We start from the raw sequence: 17232 nt of genomic DNA on the forward strand, positions 1-17232 counted from the left end.
TGAGCCTCCGCCATGTCAATGCACCTTGAAGTGGTCGAAGGGCTCGAGGCATCCGAGGCATTCGAACAGCGCCTTGCACGAGGTGGAGCCGAAACGGGACACCTCACGTGTGCGCAGCGACCCGCAGCGCGGGCACCGCACCGCGAGGGCCACCCGGATCGGTCCTGCGGGGACGGCCCCCCGCCCCGTCGGGGGCGCGATGCCGAAGGCCTCGAGCTTGCGCTTGCCCTCGGGGGTCATCCAGTCCGTCGTCCAGGCGGGAGCCAGCACCGTCACCACGTCGACGCGGTCGTAGCCGGCCGCCGAATACGCCAGCTCCAGGTCCTGGGTGATCGTGTCCATCGCCGGGCACCCCGAGTACGTCGGAGTGATCGTCACGGTGACCCGACCGGCGTCCTCCCGCACGTCGCGGAGGATGCCGAGATCCTCGATCGTGAGAACCGGCACCTCGGGATCGTGGACTGACGCAGCCACGCGCCATGCATCGGCAGCCGTGGTCACCATGTCGCCCCCGGGTGCTGGCGTGCGAGCACCTGCATCTCCGCGAGGAGGTAGCCGAGCGTCGGGAAGTGACCGCCCGAGCGGCCCGCGCCCATCGCTGCGGGGACGTCGGGGACCGTCAGCGTGGCCTCGCGGAGCACCTCGGCGATCACGTCGTCGAAGCGGGAGCGCAGCTGAGACGACCTGACCGCAGCGTCGCCGAGCCGGTCCATCAGCTCGTCATCCACGAACAGCTCCCCCACGTAGGGCCACACATCGCGCAGCGCCACCGTCATGCGTCGCTGGGACTCCTCGGTGCCGTCCCCCAGTCGGAGCGTCCACTGCACGGCGTGGTCGCGGTGGTAGTCGACTTCCTTGACCGCCTTGGCCGCGATGGCGGCCAGTGTCGGGTCGCTCGAAGAGGCGAGTGCGCTGTAGAGCTCGAACATGTAGACCGAGGCGACGAGCTGGCGCGCGATCGTGTGCGCGAAGTCGCCGTTCGGCTGCTCGAAGAGCCACGCGGAGCGGTACTCCGACTCGTCTCGGAAGTAAGCGAGATCATCCTCGCTTCGGCCGTCCCAGGTGCCCGCGAATCGCAGCAGGGACCGTGCGTGTCCGAGCAGGTCGAGGGCGATGTTGGCCAGGGCCACGTCCTCCTCGAGCTCGGGCGCTCGGGCGATCCACCCGGCGAGCTGCTGCGACAGCACGAGGGCGTCGTCTCCCAGGCGGAGCGCGTACTCCGCCAGATCGGCGGATGCCGCGTGCCCCTCGGCGCCACTCAGTTCGGCCGCCAGCTCGAGCGCGTCGACCGTGACGTCGCCGTGCAGGTCATCCGTTGTCATCACAGGTGCGGCACCCCCTCGGAGGCCGTGTAGTAGACGGCGTGCCGGTAGTTCTTGCCTGCGGGGCTCTCGAAGAAGGCGCCCTTCGCGTCGGGGTCGCTCGTCGTGACCGCGTCGGAGGGCACCACCCAGATCGACACCCCTTCGTTCCGGCGGGTGTAGAGGTCGCGCGCGTTGCGGAGTGCGAGAGCGGCATCGGGTGCGTGGAGCGATCCGACGTGGACGTGGCTGAGACCCCGGCCGGCGCGGACGAACACCTCCCACAGCGCCCAGGTCTCCCCGGTCTGCGATCCTGGCGTCGCCATCAGGCCACCTCCGCCGTCCGCGCCGCATGCTTGCGGGTGTATTCCGCCGCGGCATCCCGGACCCAGGCGCCGTCCTCATGTGCCGCCCGCCGGTTCTGCAGTCGGACGGCATTCATCGGCCCGCGGCCGGCGAGGATCTCATGGAACTCTGTCCAGTCGATCTCGCTCGTGTTCCAGCGACCGGCATCCGCGTCGTAGTGGAGCTCCGGATCGGGGAGGGTGACGCCGAGGATCTCAGCCTGCGGCACCACCATTCCGATGAAGCGCTGACGCAGGTCGTCGTTGGAGAAGCGCTTGATCTTCCATGCCATCGACTGCGCGGAGTTCGGCGACTGGTCGTCGGGCGGGCCGAACATCATGAGACTCGGCCAGTACCAGCGATCGACCGCATCCTGAGCCATCTCGCGCTGCGCATCCGTCCCCCGCATGATGGTCAAGAGGATCTCGAATCCCTGCCGCTGGTGGAACGACTCCTCCTTGCAGATCCGAACCATCGCCCTGCCATACGGGCCGTACGACGCGCGGCACAGCGGCACCTGATTCGCGATCGCCGCTCCGTCCACGAGCCAGCCGATGGCGCCCATGTCCACCCACGTCGGCGTCGGATAGTTGAAGATCGACGAGTACTTCGCCGTGCCGTCGATGAGCTGCTGGGTCATCTCATCCCGGGTGATTCCGAGCGTCTGCGCGGCGGAGTAGAGGTAGAGGCCGTGCCCGGCTTCGTCTTGCACCTTCGCCATCAGGATGGCCTTGCGCTTGAGACTGGGCGCGCGGGTGATCCAGTTGCCCTCCGGCTGCATGCCGATGATCTCGGAGTGCCCGTGCTGCGAGATCTGACGGATCAGGGTCCTCCGGTAGGCGGCCGGCATCCAGTCGCGCGGTTCGATCCGCTGCTCTGCGGCGATGAGCTCGTCGAAGTGCGACTGCTCGTCGGCTTCGTCGGTCACGAGGCTGAGGTCGGGCGAAGGAGTCATCGTCGATCCTTTCCAGAACGATCGTTCAGTAAGTCTAGCCGCGGGCGCTCACCACGGCAATGGGTCAGCGATTGTCGTAGACGCGCTTGTACTTGCCCTCGCTGCGCGGCAGTACGCCGGGTTCCTCCAGCACGACGTCGACGGTCGTTCCGATGTGCACCTTGATCCGCTGCTGCAGCACTTTCGCGGCGGCCTCGCACACTTCTCTGTCGAGTGCGGGATGCCGCTCGATCCGCACCGTCATCGTGTCCATCCGGTCCTGCTTGGTCAGCTCGAGGATGAAGTGGGGAGTCAGCGTCTCGATTCCCATCACCAACTCCTCGATCTGCGTCGGGAAGAGGTTCACGCCGCGGAGGATGATCATGTCGTCGTTGCGCCCGGTGATCTTCTCGATCCGCCGCATGGCGGGGTATGCCGTACCCGGGAGCAGCCTGGTGAGGTCGCGCGTCCGGTAACGGATGACGGGGAACGCCTCCTTTGTGAGCGAGGTGAAGACGAGTTCCCCGAGCTCGCCGTCGGCGACCCGCTCCCCCGTCTCCCCGTCGATCGTCTCGGGGAGGAAATGGTCCTCCCAGATGTGCGGTCCGTCCTTCGTGAGCACGCTCTCGCTCGCGACTCCCGGCCCCATCACCTCGCTGAGCCCGTAGATGTCGACCGCGTCGATCGCCAGGCGCCGCTCGATCTCGGCTCTCATCTCATTCGTCCACGGCTCTGCGCCGAGGACCGCCACGCGCAGCGACGTCGACCGGGGATCGATACCGGCGGCCTCCATCGCATCGGCGATCGTCAGGAGGTAGCTCGGCGTGCACAGGATGGCGGCGGGTTCGAAGTCGCGGATCAGCTGGACCTGCCGGGCGGTCTGTCCGCCGGACATCGGGATCACGGTGGCACCGAGCGCCTCGATGCCGGCGTGCGCTCCGAGTCCGCCCGTGAACAGCCCGTACCCGTAGGCGTTGTGCACGCGCATCCCGGAGGTGATGCCCGCCGCCCGGAGGGAGCGAGCGACGAGTGTGGCCCATCGCTCGAGATCGCCTTCGGTGTAGCCGACGACCGTGGGACGACCCGTCGTCCCCGACGAGGCGTGGATGCGCCGAACCTGCTCGGGAGCGACCGCGAACATCCCGAACGGGTACGTCTCGCGCAGATCCTCCTTGGTCGTGAACGGCAGCCGGCGCACGTCGTCGAGGCTGCGGATATCGGCGGGGGTGACGCCGACCTCCGCGAACTTCCTGCGGTACAGCGGCACGTTCTCCCATGCATGACGGACGGTCCACTGGAGGCGTTCGAGCTGCAGAGCCTGCAGCTGCGCCGAGGATATCTCGTCGGGCGGGGTCGACGGGCCCGCGGTGTGGGCGGCGGGTGCGGCGGTGGTCGTCTTCGACATCGCTTCTCCTTGAGTGGTCAGTGCGGGCGGCGGGTGGTGAGGGAACGGCCACGGAACTCGGCGACGGTGTCGCCGGTCTCGTCGGTCACGGTGACGTCGTAGACGCCGGCGCGCCCCGCGCGGGAACGCCGAGTCGCATGCGCCGTGAGGATCGCACCGACGCGCGTGGACTTCACGAACACGATGTCGGCGCCGGCGGCGACGGTGACCTCGTCGTCTTCGTTGCAGGCCAGCGCGAACGCCGTGTCGGCCAGCGTGAAGACAACGCCCCCGTGCGTGATCCGGAAGCCGTTGGTCATGTCCTCCCGGACGGTCATCGAGACCACGGATTCGCCGGGATCGTCGCGCTCGATAATCATGCCGAATGCGGCCGAGGCGAGGTCGTGCTGCATCATCTCCCGCAGTTCCACCCCGCTCACCGCGCGCCCACCATCTCGGAGACAGCCGACGCGCCGGTCGTCTTGGCAACGAGCGTCAGGACGTCGTACGTCGCGACGATCGCGTCGTCCTGGTTCCGGATCACGGCGTCCCAGCGGACCTCGCCGTAGTCGTCGGTCTCGCGAGGGGTGATCTGCTTCGCCGTCAGCGCGACACGGATCTCGTCACCCGGCGACACCGGCGTGACGAACCGGAGGTTCTCGAGACCGTAGTTGGCCAAGACGGGCCCCGGGTCGGGATCGACGAAGAGGCCCGCCGCCCAGGACACGAGCAGGTACCCGTGCGCCACGCGGCCGGGGAAGAACGGGTTCGCGGCGGCCGACTCCTCGTCCATGTGCGCGTAGAACGTGTCACCGGTGAACTCGGCGAACGTCTCGATGTCGCCGAGCGTCACCGTGCGCGAGGCGGATTCGACGGCGTCGCCGATGCGAAGGTCTGCCAGCGACTTCCGGAACGGATGCGCCCCCTCCGCGCGGTGCGCGGCCCCTGCGTGCCAGACACCGGAGATCGCCGTGAGGACGTCGGGGGAACCCTGGACGGCGGTGCGCTGCATGTGGTGCAGAACGGACCGGATGCCGCCGAGCTCCTCTCCCCCGCCCGCGCGACCGGGTCCGCCGTGGACGAGGTGCGGCACGGGGGCGCCGTGGCCGGTGGAGGTGCGGGCGTTCTCGCGGCTCAGGAAGAGCACGCGACCGTTGTACGCACCGATGCGGGTGAGCAGCTCGACGGCGACGTCCTGGTCGTGCGTCACGACGCTCGTGACGAGCGAGCCGCCCCCGCGGGCGACGAGGTCCGCGGCATCCGCTATCGAGTCGTACTCGAGGAGGCTCGCCACCGGGCCGAAGGCCTCGAGCTGGTGCGCCTCGGGCGTCGTCGGATCGGCGAACGCAAGGAGCATCGGCGAAAGGAAGGCACCGTCTGCCGCTTCGCCCACCGTTCCGTCGGCCCGGACGACCTGCGGCGCGTCGGTCGAGCCGACGAGGAGCTCTCCCCCGGCGTCCTGCAGACGCGCGACCTGTGCCCGCACGTCGTCGCGCTGCGAGAGGGAGACGACGGGACCCATCGTGACGCCTTCGGCCCTCGGGTCGCCGATGACCACGCGCGCGGCGATCTTCGCCTCCAGCGCCTCGGCGACGTCGCGAGACAGCCCGCGGGGGACGATCGCGCGGCGGATCGCCGTGCACTTCTGCCCCGCCTTCGTCGTCATCTCGACCATCAGCTGGCTGATGTAGGCGTCGAACTCCGGGGTGCCGGGTCGCGCATCGGGACCGAGGACGGAGGCGTTGATCGAATCCGTCTCGCTCGTGAACCGGACATCGCCCGACTCGACCCCCGGGTGCGTTCGGAGGTGGGAAGCCGTCGATGCGCTCCCCGTGAAGCCCACGAGGTCACCCAACCTGAGGTGGTCGAGCACTCCCGGCAGGCGTCCGCTGACCAGCTGCAGCGACCCCTCCGGCAGCAGGTCCGCCTCCACGAGGATGCGCACCCACGCCTCGGCGACATACGCGGTCGGGGTCGCGGGTTTGACGACGGTGGGAACGCCGGCCAGGAAGGCCGGGGCGAACTTCTCGAGTGAGCCCCACATCGGGAAGTTGAACGCGTTGATCTGCACCGCGACGCCCGGGAGGCGGGTGAACACGTGCTCACCGAGGAATGAGCCGTCCTTCGAGAGCGGTTCGATGGGGCCGTCGACCATGACCTTCGCGTTGGGCAGCTCCCGGCGTCCCTTCGACGAGTACGTGAAGAGCACCCCGATCCCGCCGTCGATGTCGCTCAGGGAGTCGCGTCGGGTCGAGCCGCTGCGCATCGAGAGGTCGTAGAGCTCCTCCTTCCGCTCGGACAGCGCGAGGGCGAACTGCTTGAGGAGCACGGCTCGCTCGTGGAAGGTCAGCGCACCGAGCGAGCGCTGCCCGACCGTGCGGGCGTGCTCGAGAACGCCGGCGACGTCGATGCCCGCCGTGCCGACGCGGGCCACGATCTCACCGGTCGAGGCGTCTCGCACCTCCGTGACCTCGTCGGACGCGTCCGGCGTCCACCAGGTATCGCGGAGGTAGCTGGGAAGGATGCCGCTCACGAGTCACTCCATTCGTAGAATCCGGAACCGCTCTTGCGGCCCAGTCGGCCCTCCGCGACCATCTGCCGCAGCAACGGGGGCGGGTCGAAACGGGGGCCCAGCGCCGCCGCGAGCTCCTCCGCGATCCCGAGGCGGACGTCGAGCCCGACGATGTCCGTCGTCCGCAGCGGGCCGGTCGGATGCCGGTACCCGAGCTCCATCGCCGCATCGATCGCCGCGGCATCCGCCACCCCCTCCTCGACCATGCGGATCGCCTCCAGAGCGAGCGCGACACCCAGGCGGCTCGACGCGAACCCCGGCGAGTCGCGGACGAGTACAGGAGTCTTGCCGAGCGCGCGGACCCAGCTGGCAGCGGCCTCCCGCAGCGACGGCGCGGTGCGCGTGCCGATCACCACCTCGACCAGGCTCGACGCGGGCACGGGATTGAAGAAGTGGAGGCCGAGGAAGTCCTCAGGCCGGTCGAGCGACTCGGCGAGGTCATCGATCGAGATCGATGACGTGTTCGTGGCGAGCGTCGCGCCGGATCCGATGACGGATGCCGCGCGGCGGAGCGCGTCGATCTTGAGCGCGCGGTCTTCGGGGACCGCCTCGATCACCAGGTCGGCGTCCGCCAGCGAGGCTGAGTCGGAGGCCGTGGAGACGGACGCGCGCAGGTCGCGCAACGGCACTGCGGTGGCGCCGCGGTCGACGGATGCACCGAGGCTCCGCTCGATGCGGGCGCCCGCGGCGTCCGCTGCGTCGCGGTCCCGCTCGAGGACGACGATGCGGGATCCCGCGAGGACGAACGCGTGGGCGATGCCGGCCCCCATGCGTCCGCCGCCGATGACGCCGACGACCTCGGGCGTGCCCGCGGCGCTCATCGGGTCGACTTCCGTGCGAGGAATGCGGTCATCCGTCGCTCCTTCTCGGGGCTTTCGAAGAGCTCGGCCTGCAGCTCGAGCTCGACGTGGGGGTGTTCGTCGGCGCTCGCGCGCAACGCGGTCTTGGTGTGCCGCGTCGCGAGCGCGTCGTTCGCGGCGATCCGGTCCGCGATCGCGTGCGCTGCGGCGAGGAGATCCTCCGGTTCGTGCAGCGACGCCACGAGGCCCCAGGCCAGCGCCTCCTCCGCTTCCAAGATCCGCCCGGTGAGGAGCATCTCGGTGGCTCGGGCGTGGCCGACGATCTCGGGCAGCCGCCAGGTGGCACCGGCAGCCGCGATGATCCCGAGCCCCGTCTCCGGGTTCCCGATGCGCAGGGACGGCGTGCCGATGCGGATGTCGGCTGCGTAGGCGAGCTCCGCTCCGCCGCCGAGAGCCCAGCCGTCGATGGCCGCGATGACCGGCATCGGCAAGGCACGCACACGCCGGAAGGCCTGCGTGTTGATGCCGCGCCGCGCATCATCCGCCCGCCGCGCCCGCAGCTGGGCGATGTCGGCACCGGCGGCGAACACACCACCCGAGCCGCTGATGATCAGTGTCCGGGGGGTCGCCTCGAGGTCGTCGCAGACCGCGTGCAGGTCATCGATCATCCGCTGGTCGATGGCGTTCTTCTTCTCCGGGCGGGTGAGCGTCACGATCATCCGATCGTCCGCGGATTCGACCCTCAGCGCGTCAGCCATCGAGCCGCTCCACGATCATGGCTGTCCCCTGTCCCACGCCGACGCACATCGTTGCGAGGCCGTAGCGACCGCCGGTGCGTTCGAGGCGTCCGAGCAGGGTGACGAGGAGACGAGACCCGCTCGAGCCGAGCGGGTGCCCGAGCGCGATCGCGCCGCCGTCGGCGTTCACGATCTCGGGGTCCAGCCCCAGCCGTCGGATGCACGCCAAGGACTGCGAGGCGAACGCTTCGTTGACTTCGACGGCGTCGAGGTCGCGGACGGTGAGCCCCGCCTTGGCGAGTGCCTTCTCCGTCGCCGGCACGGGTCCGAGCCCCATGATCTCCGGCGCGAGGGCGGCACTGGCCGACGCGACGATCCGCGCGCGGGCGCGCAGTCCGTGCCGCTCGAGCGCTGCGGTGCTCGCGACGACCACCGCGGACGCGCCGTCGTTGAGGGAGCTGGAGTTCCCCGCCGTCACGACGGTGCCGCCCGGGACGACCGGGCGCAGACCGGCGAGCAGGTCAGCCGACGTGTCACGGCGCGGTCCCTCGTCGACCTCGACGACGCCTCGGCCGGTCGGAACGGCGACGATCTCCGCTGCGAAGCGGCCCGCGTCGATCGCCGCGATCGCCTGCCGATGACTGCGGAGGGCGAACTCGTCGGCGTCCTCGCGCGAGATCCCGTCGACCTGCGCGACCTCCTCCGCCGTCTCCGGCATCGAGAACGTCGCCTTCTCGCGCTCCCACAGCCGTGGATTCGTGAATCGCCACCCGATGGAGGTGTCGAACGATTCCCCCGGCTTCGCCCAGGCCCGTGCGGATTTCGCCTGCACCCACGGCGCCCGCGTCATCGACTCGACACCGCCGGCGACGATCGCATCGGCATCGCCCGCACGGATCGCCTGGGAGGCGAGCGCGATCGCGGACATCCCCGACGCGCAGAGTCGGTTGACGGTGAGGCCGGGCACCGCATCGGGAAGCCCCGCCAGGAGCACGGCCATCCGGGCGACGTTGCGGTTGTCCTCCCCCGCCTGGTTCGCCGCGCCGAGGTAGACCTCGTCGAACGCTTCGTCGGGGAGGCCCGAACGGGTCACCGCTTCTCGGACGACGAGCGCGGCGAGGTCGTCGGGACGCACGTCGGCGAGGGTGCCGCCGTAGCGTCCCACCGGGGTGCGGGCGCCTCCCACCAGGTATGCCTCGGACATCGTCATCCTCCATGAGCGCCAGTGCTCTCGGACCGCAGGCTATTTGCAGACCGTTCGTTCAGTAATAGTGTCAGACGTGGACGTGGAGAACAACCCGAGCAGAGGATGAAGCATGACCGATGACGTGTGGACCATCTCCCCCGGTGCCCTCGACGACAAGCTCCGCATCGAGGTGCTCGCGCAATCGGCGGACGAGGTCGTGACACGGATGCCGGTGGCCGGCAACACGCAATCGCTCGGGCGACTGCACGGCGGTGCCACCGCGGCGCTCGCCGAGGCCACGGGGTCATGGGCCGCGATGATCCACGCGAGCACAATGGGCAGGGTCTGCGTCGGCGTGGATCTCAACATCACCCACCACCGCGGCCCGCGGGGTGAGACCGTGACCGCGACGGCCACCCCGCTGCACCGAGGTCGGCGCACTGCGACCTACGAAGTGCGCATCCAGGACGCGGAGGGGCACCTCGTCGCGACGGCCCGCATCACGAACCTGATCGTCGATGCGTGAGCGGCGGCGTCGATGACAGACTGAGCCGATGGACACAGCGCACGCCGACACCCCGACGCGTCGAGGCCGCCCCGGTCATGACCGCGAGGCCGTCCTCGACGCCGCCGTCGCGCTCTTCAACGAGCGCGGGTACGACGCGACATCGGTCGCCGACGTCGCGGGCCGACTCGGTGTCACCAAGTCCGCGCTTTACCACCACTTCTCCTCCAAGGAAGCCGTCCTCGAACTCGCCCTCGGACGAGCCCTCGACAGCCTCGAAGCCGCGCTCGACCAGCCCCGTGACGGCCGCAGCGCGTCGGCCGCACTGCGTGACGTCTTCCGCGGTGCCACCGACGCACTCGTGACCAACCTGCCCTACGTCACCCTGCTTCTGCGGGTGCGCGGCAACGGACCGGCCGAGCAGGCAGCCCTCGCCCGCCGACGGACCTTCGACCAGCGCGTCACCGCGCTCGTCGCCCAGGCGCAGGGCGACGGCGACATCCGCGACGACGTCGACGCGTCGGTCGTCGCCCGACTCATCTTCGGCATGATCAACTCGCTCGTCGAGTGGTACAGGCCGGGTGGCGCCATCGACGGCTCCCGGCTCGGACACGACGTCGTCACCCTGGCCCTCGACGGCCTCCGTCCGGCCGGAGCCCCGCGCACGCAGGAGTAGCGTGGACGGGTGACTCCGTCGGCATCCGCTCTCCTCCGGGGACGCGGGGCGTGAGTCGGGTTCGCGCCGCGGCGCACACCGGCGGCCCGGGGATCCGCGCATGGATCGTCTGGTCGACCGGCGTCGCCGCATACATCCTCGCCATCACCAACCGGACGTCGCTCTCTGCGGTCGGCGTGGATGCCGCGGAGCGATTCCAGGCGGATGCCGCGACCCTTTCCCTCTTCGCCGTCGTCCAGCTGGCGGTGTACGGCGGTATGCAGATCCCGGTCGGCGTCCTGCTCGACCGGTACGGCTCGCGCCCGATCATCACGATCGGCATGATCCTGATGGCCGTCGGTCAGCTGACGATGGCCCTCTCGCCGAGCGTCGGGATCGCGATCGTCGCGCGCATGCTCCTCGGTGCCGGCGATGCGGCCGTCTTCCCCGCAGTCCTGCGCCTCGTCGCGACGTGGTTCCCGGCCCAACGCGCACCGGTGATGGTGCAACTCACCGGCATCCTGGGTCAGGCAGGCCAGCTCGTCGCCGTCATCCCGATCGCCGCCGTGCTCCACGCGACCAGCTGGTCGGTGACCTTCGGCGCGATCGCGGGACTCGGCGTGCTCTTCGCCGTCCTCGTGTTCGCGGTGATCCGCAACCACCCGCCGGAGGTCGACCGCGACATCAGCGTCGACACCGACACCGGCGCGATCCGCATCGTCACCTCGAGCGTCGACACGGGCGTCGGCATCCGCGCCGCGTGGGCTCACCCCGGCACCCGACTGGCCTTCTGGTCGCACTTCGCGACGCCGTTCGCGGGGACGGCGTTCATGCTCCTGTGGGGCGTCCCCTTCCTCACCGCCGGAGAGGGTCGCACGCTCGGCGAGGCGACGGGCCTGCTGACCATCTTCGTGTTCGCCGGCATGGCGTTCGGCCCCGTGCTGGGGGAACTGTCGCGCCGCATCCCCCACCGTCGCTCCCGCGCACTCGTCCTTCCGGCCGTCGCCGTGCAACTCGGCGCGTGGCTGACGGTGATCCTCTGGCCGGGGCCCGCTCCGCTCTGGCTGCTCACCGTGCTCGTGGTCGCGCTGTCACTGGGCGGTCCGGCCTCGATGATCGCCTTCGACCACGCCCGGACCCACAATCCCTCTCACCGCCTCAGTACGGCAACCGGTCTGACGAACGCCGGCGGATTCCTCGCCGCCCTGATCGCCATCTTCGTGATCGGCGTCGCCCTCGATCTCCAAGGGGCGGGGACGCCCGACACCTACCGCCTCGACGCCTTCCGCGTGGCCTTCCTCGCACAGATCCCGCTGTGGCTGCTCGGCGCGATCTTCATCTCGGTCGAGCGTCGACGCACGCGTGTCCACCTCGGGATGGACGAGCCGCGCCGCCCGCCCCGGTGACAGACGAACGGCCCGGTCCCCAGGGGGCCGGGCCGTTCGTGCGGATGCGTCAGATCGTGCCGTCGCCCGAGGAGCGGGTCTCCGAACGGGTGACGCGCTCGCCGGCGACCGGGTCGACCGTGCGGACGGTCGATTCGGTGGAGCGGCGCTTCATCAGGAGCACGATGCCGATGAGGAACACGACGACACCGGCCCCCATCAGGATGTAGCCGATCAGGTCGAGATTCACGAAGTCGACGTCCACATTGATCGCGAAGGCGAGGATGGCGCCGATCACGAAGAGGACGATTCCGGTTCCGATGCTCATGAGAACACTCCCTTTCTGAGCTGTGCCCTCCGATGATGACGGATGCCGCGGGCGCCGTGCAGTCTCTTGACACGCGCTCCTCCGCTGTGCATCCCGCTCAGAGAGCGGCGATGCTCAGCGGGGATCGACGGGGAGCCACTCGGCGTACTTCGGCTCGCGTCCATCCCCCGAGGAGGTGCCGGTCAAGCGGCGCTTGAGCCAGGGTCCCAGGTGTTCACGGAAGTACCGCGATCGGTCCAGCCGCACCGTACGGTCGGGCTCGCTCAGCGACCACCAGTCCTCGGGGACGTCCTCAGCGAGGGCGTCGAGCACACGGGCGGCCACGCGGTGATGACCTCGGGTGTTCATGTGCAGGCGGTCGGCGGACCAATACGATGGGTCGGAGAGCTCCGTGTCAGGCCAATTGAATGCCGTGACGATGTCGTCATCGCCGGCGATCCGCTCCTCCACGGCAGCGGAGAGGGCGTCGCCGCGGCGCTGGATCAGGGCGGGCAGCGGGAGCTGCGCCGACGGGTTCGCTCCGGAGAGGAGGATCAACGTCACCCCTTCCTCCTGGCACCGGCGCCGAACGTGCGAGAAGGCATCGGCGATTCGGGAGATCGGAGTTCGCGGACGCAGCATGTCGTTCCCACCGCCGTTGAACGAGAGGTGCGTGGGTCCGAGGGCGAGGGCGCGTTCGAGCTGCTCAACGACGATCGGCTGCACGAGCTTGCCACGGATCGCCAGGTTCGCGTAGGCCACCTGCTCACCGCGGGAGTCCGCCCAGCCCTGCGCGACGAGATCCGCCCAGCCGCGCGGGACTCCCTCGACCTCGTCGCCGACCCCTTCGGTGAACGAATCGCCGATCGCGACGTACCGCACCTGCACCATCGGTCCAGCCTACGCGGATCAGTCGGTGAGGATCAGTCGGCCAGGGCCGACCCGCGGCCCTCGACGAGGCCCCAGGCGGCGACCGCGGCCACGACGAAGAAGACGGCGAACACGAAGAAGACGAGCCCGATCCCGCCGACGCCGATCATCAGCGGCACGCTCGGCGGCGCGGCGATCGAGGCGATGCGTCCGACACCGGCAGCCCACCCCGCACCGGTCGCGCGGAGCGAGGTCGGGTACATCTCCGGTGTCGCCGCGTACAGCGCACCCCACGCGCCGAGGTTGAAGAACGACAGTGCCATGCCCGTGGCGAGGATCGCCCATTCCGCGGATGACTGGCCGAACAGGACGGCGGACACTCCCGACCCCAGCAGGAACACCGACAGGGTGGCGCGCCTGCCCCACACCTCGATCAGCCACGCGGCGACGGCGTAACCCGGGAGCTGCGCGAGCGTGATGATCAGGGTGAACCCGAACGACTTTACGAGGTCGAAGCCCTGCGAGAACAGCAGCGTCGGAATCCAGATGAAAGCGCCGTAGTAGGCGAAGTTCACGCAGAACCACACGACCCACAGGGCGACCGTCCGGCGGCGCAGCGCCGGCGCCCAGAGCGCGCGGAGCCGCTCCCCCACACCGAGCCCGCTCGTCGGCGCGGGCTGCGCGGCGGCGACCGGGGGCCGGACGGCTCGAGAGCCGAACAGCGGTGGCGACGCCTCGAGCGAGCCGACGACCTTCTCGGCTTCTTCCTGCCGCCCGCGGCGCGCGAGCCAGCGCGGTGACTCCGGAAGGCCCCATCGGATCACCAGCGCGTACAGGGCGGGCACCGCCCCGAGCGCCAGGGCCCAGCGCCACCCCTCCGGGACGTTCGGGATGACGAAGAACCCGATGAGCGCGGATGCCGTCCACCCCACCGCCCAGAACGCTTCCAGGATGACGATGAGACGTCCTCGCATCCGGGCGGGAGCGAACTCGCTCACGTAGGTGCTCGCCACCGGCAGCTCGGCGCCGAGTCCGAGCCCGACGACGAACCGGAGCGCGATCAGCGCCGCGATGCCGCCTGCCAGGGCGCTCGCGCCGGTGGCGAGGCCGTAGACGAGGAGCGTCAGGGCGAACACCGAGCGGCGGCCGATCCGGTCCGCGAGCAGCCCGCCGAGCGTCGCACCGATGGCCATTCCCGCGAACCCCGCCGATGCGATCCAGGAAGTGGCCTCGGTCGTGAGGTCCCACTGGGCGACCAGCGCGGCGATCACGAACGAGATGAGCCCGACGTCCATGGCATCGAGCGCCCATCCGGCGCCCGAACCCGTCAACACCTTCAAGTGCGTCCGGGTGAACGGGAGACGGTCGAGCCTGGGGGCGACCGTCTCGGCGGTCGACGTATCGGTCATCCTTGAATGCTACGAGCAGTCGCGCGACCCGAGGTCGCGCACCATCACTCCGCGAGCATCTCCCTCACGAGCGGGATCACCCGCGTGCCGTACAGCTCCACCGATCGCATGAGCTTGTCGTGGCCTAAGGTGCCGTTGGCATACTTCATGTCGAAGCGCTGCACGCCGAGGGCGCGGATCGAGGCGACGATCTTCTTCGCCACGGTCTCCGGGGAGCCCACGTAGATCGACCCCTCCGGTCCCGCCTCCTGCTGGAAGCGGAGCCGGCTGTACGGCGGCCATCCGCGCTCGCGTCCGATCGTGTTGTTCTGGCGCTCGAAGCCCGGGTAGGCCTCCTCCCACGCCTGCTCGTCGGTGTCGGCGACGTGACCGGGCGAGTGCATCCCGATCGGCTGCGCCGGCATCCCGAGCTCACCCACGGCGCGGTGGTAGAGGTCCACGTAGGGCCGGAACCGTGCAGCCGGGCCGCCGATGATGGCGAGCATCAGGCCGTAGCCATAGCGGGCGGTGCGCACCACCGACTCCGGCGAGCCGCCGACACCGACCCACGCCCGGATCCCGCCGGCGGTCTTCGGGTAGACATCGGCATCCGTGAGGGACGCGCGCATGGTCCCCTGCCACGTCACCGGCTTCTCCTCGCGCAGGAGGGAGAACAGCTCGAGCTTTTCCTCGAAGAGCGCTTCGTAGTGCCCCAGGTCGTATCCGAACAACGGGAAGGATTCGATGAAGGATCCACGCCCGAGGATGACCTCGGCACGGCCGTTCGAGACGGCGTCGAGCGTGGCGAACCGTTCGTACACCCGCACCGGATCGTCGCTGGAGAGCACGGTGACCGCGGTGCCGAGGCGGATGCGCTCGGTCCGCGAGGCGATCGCGGCGAGCACGATCTCGGGGCTGGAGACCGCGAAGTCGGGGCGATGGTGCTCGCCCACGCCGATGAAGTCGACACCGACCTCATCTGCGAGGGTCGCCTGGTCGACGAGGTTGCGGATCGCCTGCGCGTCGGTCACGCGCTGGCCGGCCTCATCGAGGGTGATGTCTCCGAAGGTGTCGAGTCCCAGCTCCACTGCGGTCATGTCCGCCCCTTTCATTCACACGGATACAAGTCGGCGGGCGCCCCGAGCATTCCCGGGACTCCCGCCGACTCTCCGCGTCTCAGCCGTTCGCCAACGCCATCCGGAGCGTGTCCAGTCCCACGCCGCCCACGCGCAGCGCCTTCATGTGGAACTGCTTGATGTCGAAGTCCGCCCCTCCGCGCTGCTGCGCGTCGTCGCGGATCTGCTCCCAGATGCGCTGGCCGACCTTGTATGACGGCGCCTGACCGGGCCATCCGAGGTAACGGTTCACCTCGAACTGGATGAACTCGTCCGACATGTTCACGTTGCGACGCATGAACTCGAGCGCATACTCGGCATCCCAGGTTCCCTGGCCGTCCGGACGGGGCTTGCCGAGGTGCACACCGATGTCGAGCACGACGCGCGCGGCACGCATGCGCTGACCGTCGAGCATCCCCAGCTTGTCGGCGGGATCGTCGAGGTAGCCGAGCTGCTCCATGAGGCGCTCGGCGTAGAGGGCCCACCCCTCGGCGTGACCGCTGGAGCCCGCGAGCAGCCGGCGCCACGAGTTCAGCTCAGCCCGGTTGTACACCGCCTGCGCGATCTGGAGGTGGTGTCCGGGAACGCCCTCGTGGTACACCGTCGTCAGCTCACGCCAGGTGTCGAAGGAATCGACGCCCTCGGGCACCGACCACCACATGCGTCCGGGCCGCGAGAAGTCGTCGGTCGGACCGGTGTAGTAAATGCCGCCCTCGTTCGTGGGGGCGATCATGCACTCCAGGCGGCGGATCGGCTCGGGAATGTCGAAGTGGGTCCGGCCCAGCTCCTCGACGGCCCGGTCGCTCGTCTCCTGCATCCAGCGCTGCAGCGCCTCGGTGCCGTGGAGCTTGCGCGAGGGATCCTTCTCGAGGAAGGCGACGGCCTCTTCGACGGTCGCGCCCGGGAGGATCTCGTTCGCGATCGACTCCTGCTCGGCGACCATCCGAGCAAGCTCCTCGACGCCCCACTCGTAGGTCTCGTCGAGGTCGATGGTCGCGCCCAGGAATCGTCGCGAGTGCAATGCGTAGAGCTCCCGGCCGACGGCGTCGGTCTCCGAGCTGCGGGGGGCGAGCTCGTCGCCCAGGAAGGTCGCCAGCCGGTCGTACGCCGCCCGTGCGGCGTCCGCTCCGGCGGCGAGGTCTCGCGTGAGCGAGGCGGGCAGCTCGCCCTCCTGCGGTGAGGCGGAACCCGTGAAGGCGTCGAAGAACCCGCCGTCGGCGGTGTACCGGGCGATCTGCGTCACGACCTCGGTGACCTGACGCCGCGCCGGCACGACGCCCTGGGCGATTCCCTCCCGCAGAGTCTCGACGTAGCCGGTCAGCGCGTCGGGGATGGCGTTCAGGCGCGCCGCCACGACCGTCCAGTCCTCGACGGTGTCGGTCGGCATCAGGTCGAACACGCTGCGGATGTCCTGCGCCGGCGACGCGATCACATTCACGTCCCGCAGATGCGACTTCGCCTCGTGGAGCTCGATCTGGAGGGTGAGCTCGGCCGAAAGGTCCGCCTTCGTGACCTCGTCGACGTCATCGACGGGCGCCGCAGCGGTGAGTGCGCTCAGCGTCTCACGAGCCGCGCTCACGGCTCGCTCCGCGCCCGCGGGCGACAGGTCGTCGAGACGGCCGTTGTGCTCGAAGCGCCCGATGTAGGTCGCCAGGCTCGGCGAGAGGTCGGCCAGAGTGTCCACCCAGGCGTCTGCGATCGTGTCGATCGGCGTGGGCGTGCGTTGTGCGTCGGTCATGCCTCGAGCG

The 17232-nt window shown here is 69.7% G+C and carries 18 protein-coding genes; 3 read left to right on the forward strand and 15 right to left on the reverse strand.

The features are described 5' to 3' along the window. Positions 1-15: 15 nt before the first annotated feature. From paaD to BKA24_RS09905, 10 genes are all read right to left on the reverse strand, one after another. The gene (gene paaD, locus BKA24_RS09860; RefSeq protein ID WP_184217588.1) at positions 16-504 is read right to left on the reverse strand and encodes a 1,2-phenylacetyl-CoA epoxidase subunit PaaD; all 489 of its coding nucleotides are present in this window, start codon (positions 502-504) and stop codon (positions 16-18) included. After that, on the reverse strand, positions 498-1322 hold the full coding sequence (gene paaC / locus BKA24_RS09865) for a 1,2-phenylacetyl-CoA epoxidase subunit PaaC (RefSeq protein ID WP_184217590.1): 825 nt from the start codon (positions 1320-1322) through the stop codon (positions 498-500). The genes paaD and paaC overlap by 7 nt, the downstream gene beginning before the upstream one ends. After that, positions 1322-1627, reverse strand: coding sequence for a 1,2-phenylacetyl-CoA epoxidase subunit PaaB (paaB, locus tag BKA24_RS09870; RefSeq protein ID WP_184217591.1), 306 nt, complete (start codon positions 1625-1627; stop codon positions 1322-1324). Before paaB ends, paaC begins: the two co-directional genes overlap by 1 nt. Beyond that, positions 1627-2601 (reverse strand): 1,2-phenylacetyl-CoA epoxidase subunit PaaA, encoded by a 975-nt coding sequence (gene paaA / locus BKA24_RS09875; RefSeq protein ID WP_184217593.1) that lies wholly within the window; start codon positions 2599-2601, stop codon positions 1627-1629. The genes paaB and paaA overlap by 1 nt, the downstream gene beginning before the upstream one ends. Positions 2602-2665: 64 nt before the next feature. Further along, positions 2666-3985 (reverse strand): phenylacetate--CoA ligase PaaK, encoded by a 1320-nt coding sequence (paaK, locus tag BKA24_RS09880; RefSeq protein WP_184217595.1) that lies wholly within the window; start codon positions 3983-3985, stop codon positions 2666-2668. 17 nt (positions 3986-4002) lie between these two features. Continuing rightward, positions 4003-4404 (reverse strand): hydroxyphenylacetyl-CoA thioesterase PaaI, encoded by a 402-nt coding sequence (gene paaI / locus BKA24_RS09885; RefSeq protein ID WP_343066063.1) that lies wholly within the window; start codon positions 4402-4404, stop codon positions 4003-4005. Further along, the gene (paaZ, locus tag BKA24_RS09890; RefSeq protein WP_184217597.1) at positions 4401-6497 is read right to left on the reverse strand and encodes a phenylacetic acid degradation bifunctional protein PaaZ; all 2097 of its coding nucleotides are present in this window, start codon (positions 6495-6497) and stop codon (positions 4401-4403) included. The genes paaI and paaZ overlap by 4 nt, the downstream gene beginning before the upstream one ends. Then, positions 6494-7357 (reverse strand): 3-hydroxyacyl-CoA dehydrogenase family protein, encoded by an 864-nt coding sequence (locus tag BKA24_RS09895; protein ID WP_184217599.1) that lies wholly within the window; start codon positions 7355-7357, stop codon positions 6494-6496. Before BKA24_RS09895 ends, paaZ begins: the two co-directional genes overlap by 4 nt. Continuing rightward, the gene (locus tag BKA24_RS09900; protein WP_184217601.1) at positions 7354-8094 is read right to left on the reverse strand and encodes an enoyl-CoA hydratase/isomerase family protein; all 741 of its coding nucleotides are present in this window, start codon (positions 8092-8094) and stop codon (positions 7354-7356) included. The genes BKA24_RS09895 and BKA24_RS09900 overlap by 4 nt, the downstream gene beginning before the upstream one ends. Then, positions 8087-9277, reverse strand: coding sequence for a thiolase family protein (locus BKA24_RS09905; RefSeq protein WP_184217604.1), 1191 nt, complete (start codon positions 9275-9277; stop codon positions 8087-8089). Before BKA24_RS09905 ends, BKA24_RS09900 begins: the two co-directional genes overlap by 8 nt. A gap of 112 nt (positions 9278-9389) precedes the next feature. On the opposite strand from BKA24_RS09905, the gene BKA24_RS09910 reads away from it, so the two are divergent. The 3 genes from BKA24_RS09910 to BKA24_RS09920 are packed head-to-tail and all read left to right on the forward strand — an operon-like array spanning position 9390 to position 11825. Next, positions 9390-9785: a PaaI family thioesterase gene (locus tag BKA24_RS09910; protein ID WP_184217605.1), complete on the forward strand. Its 396-nt coding sequence runs from the start codon at positions 9390-9392 to the stop codon at positions 9783-9785. A 28-nt stretch (positions 9786-9813) separates the two neighbouring features. After that, positions 9814-10440 (forward strand): TetR/AcrR family transcriptional regulator, encoded by a 627-nt coding sequence (locus tag BKA24_RS09915; protein WP_184217607.1) that lies wholly within the window; start codon positions 9814-9816, stop codon positions 10438-10440. A 50-nt stretch (positions 10441-10490) separates the two neighbouring features. Beyond that, positions 10491-11825, forward strand: coding sequence for an MFS transporter (locus BKA24_RS09920; protein ID WP_343066064.1), 1335 nt, complete (start codon positions 10491-10493; stop codon positions 11823-11825). A gap of 49 nt (positions 11826-11874) precedes the next feature. On the opposite strand, the gene BKA24_RS09925 is transcribed toward BKA24_RS09920, so the two are convergent. From BKA24_RS09925 to BKA24_RS09945, 5 genes are all read right to left on the reverse strand, one after another. Beyond that, positions 11875-12132, reverse strand: a complete 258-nt coding sequence (locus BKA24_RS09925) for a DUF6458 family protein (protein ID WP_184217609.1) — start codon at positions 12130-12132, stop codon at positions 11875-11877. Between the two features lie 114 nt (positions 12133-12246). Further along, positions 12247-13002 (reverse strand): SGNH/GDSL hydrolase family protein, encoded by a 756-nt coding sequence (locus BKA24_RS09930; protein WP_184217611.1) that lies wholly within the window; start codon positions 13000-13002, stop codon positions 12247-12249. A gap of 32 nt (positions 13003-13034) precedes the next feature. Continuing rightward, a complete protein-coding gene (locus BKA24_RS09935) occupies positions 13035-14390 on the reverse strand; it encodes an MFS transporter (RefSeq protein ID WP_184217613.1) in 1356 nt (451 codons plus the stop codon). A 44-nt stretch (positions 14391-14434) separates the two neighbouring features. After that, the gene (locus BKA24_RS09940) at positions 14435-15466 is read right to left on the reverse strand and encodes an LLM class flavin-dependent oxidoreductase (protein WP_184217615.1); all 1032 of its coding nucleotides are present in this window, start codon (positions 15464-15466) and stop codon (positions 14435-14437) included. A gap of 79 nt (positions 15467-15545) precedes the next feature. After that, positions 15546-17222 carry a DUF885 domain-containing protein gene (locus BKA24_RS09945; RefSeq protein WP_184217617.1) on the reverse strand — a complete coding sequence of 559 codons (1677 nt, stop codon included), beginning with the start codon at positions 17220-17222 and terminating at the stop codon, positions 15546-15548. Positions 17223-17232 lie beyond the last annotated feature (10 nt).

Source organism: Microbacterium marinum (genome assembly GCF_014204835.1).
GTDB classification, from domain to species: domain Bacteria; phylum Actinomycetota; class Actinomycetes; order Actinomycetales; family Microbacteriaceae; genus Microbacterium; species Microbacterium marinum.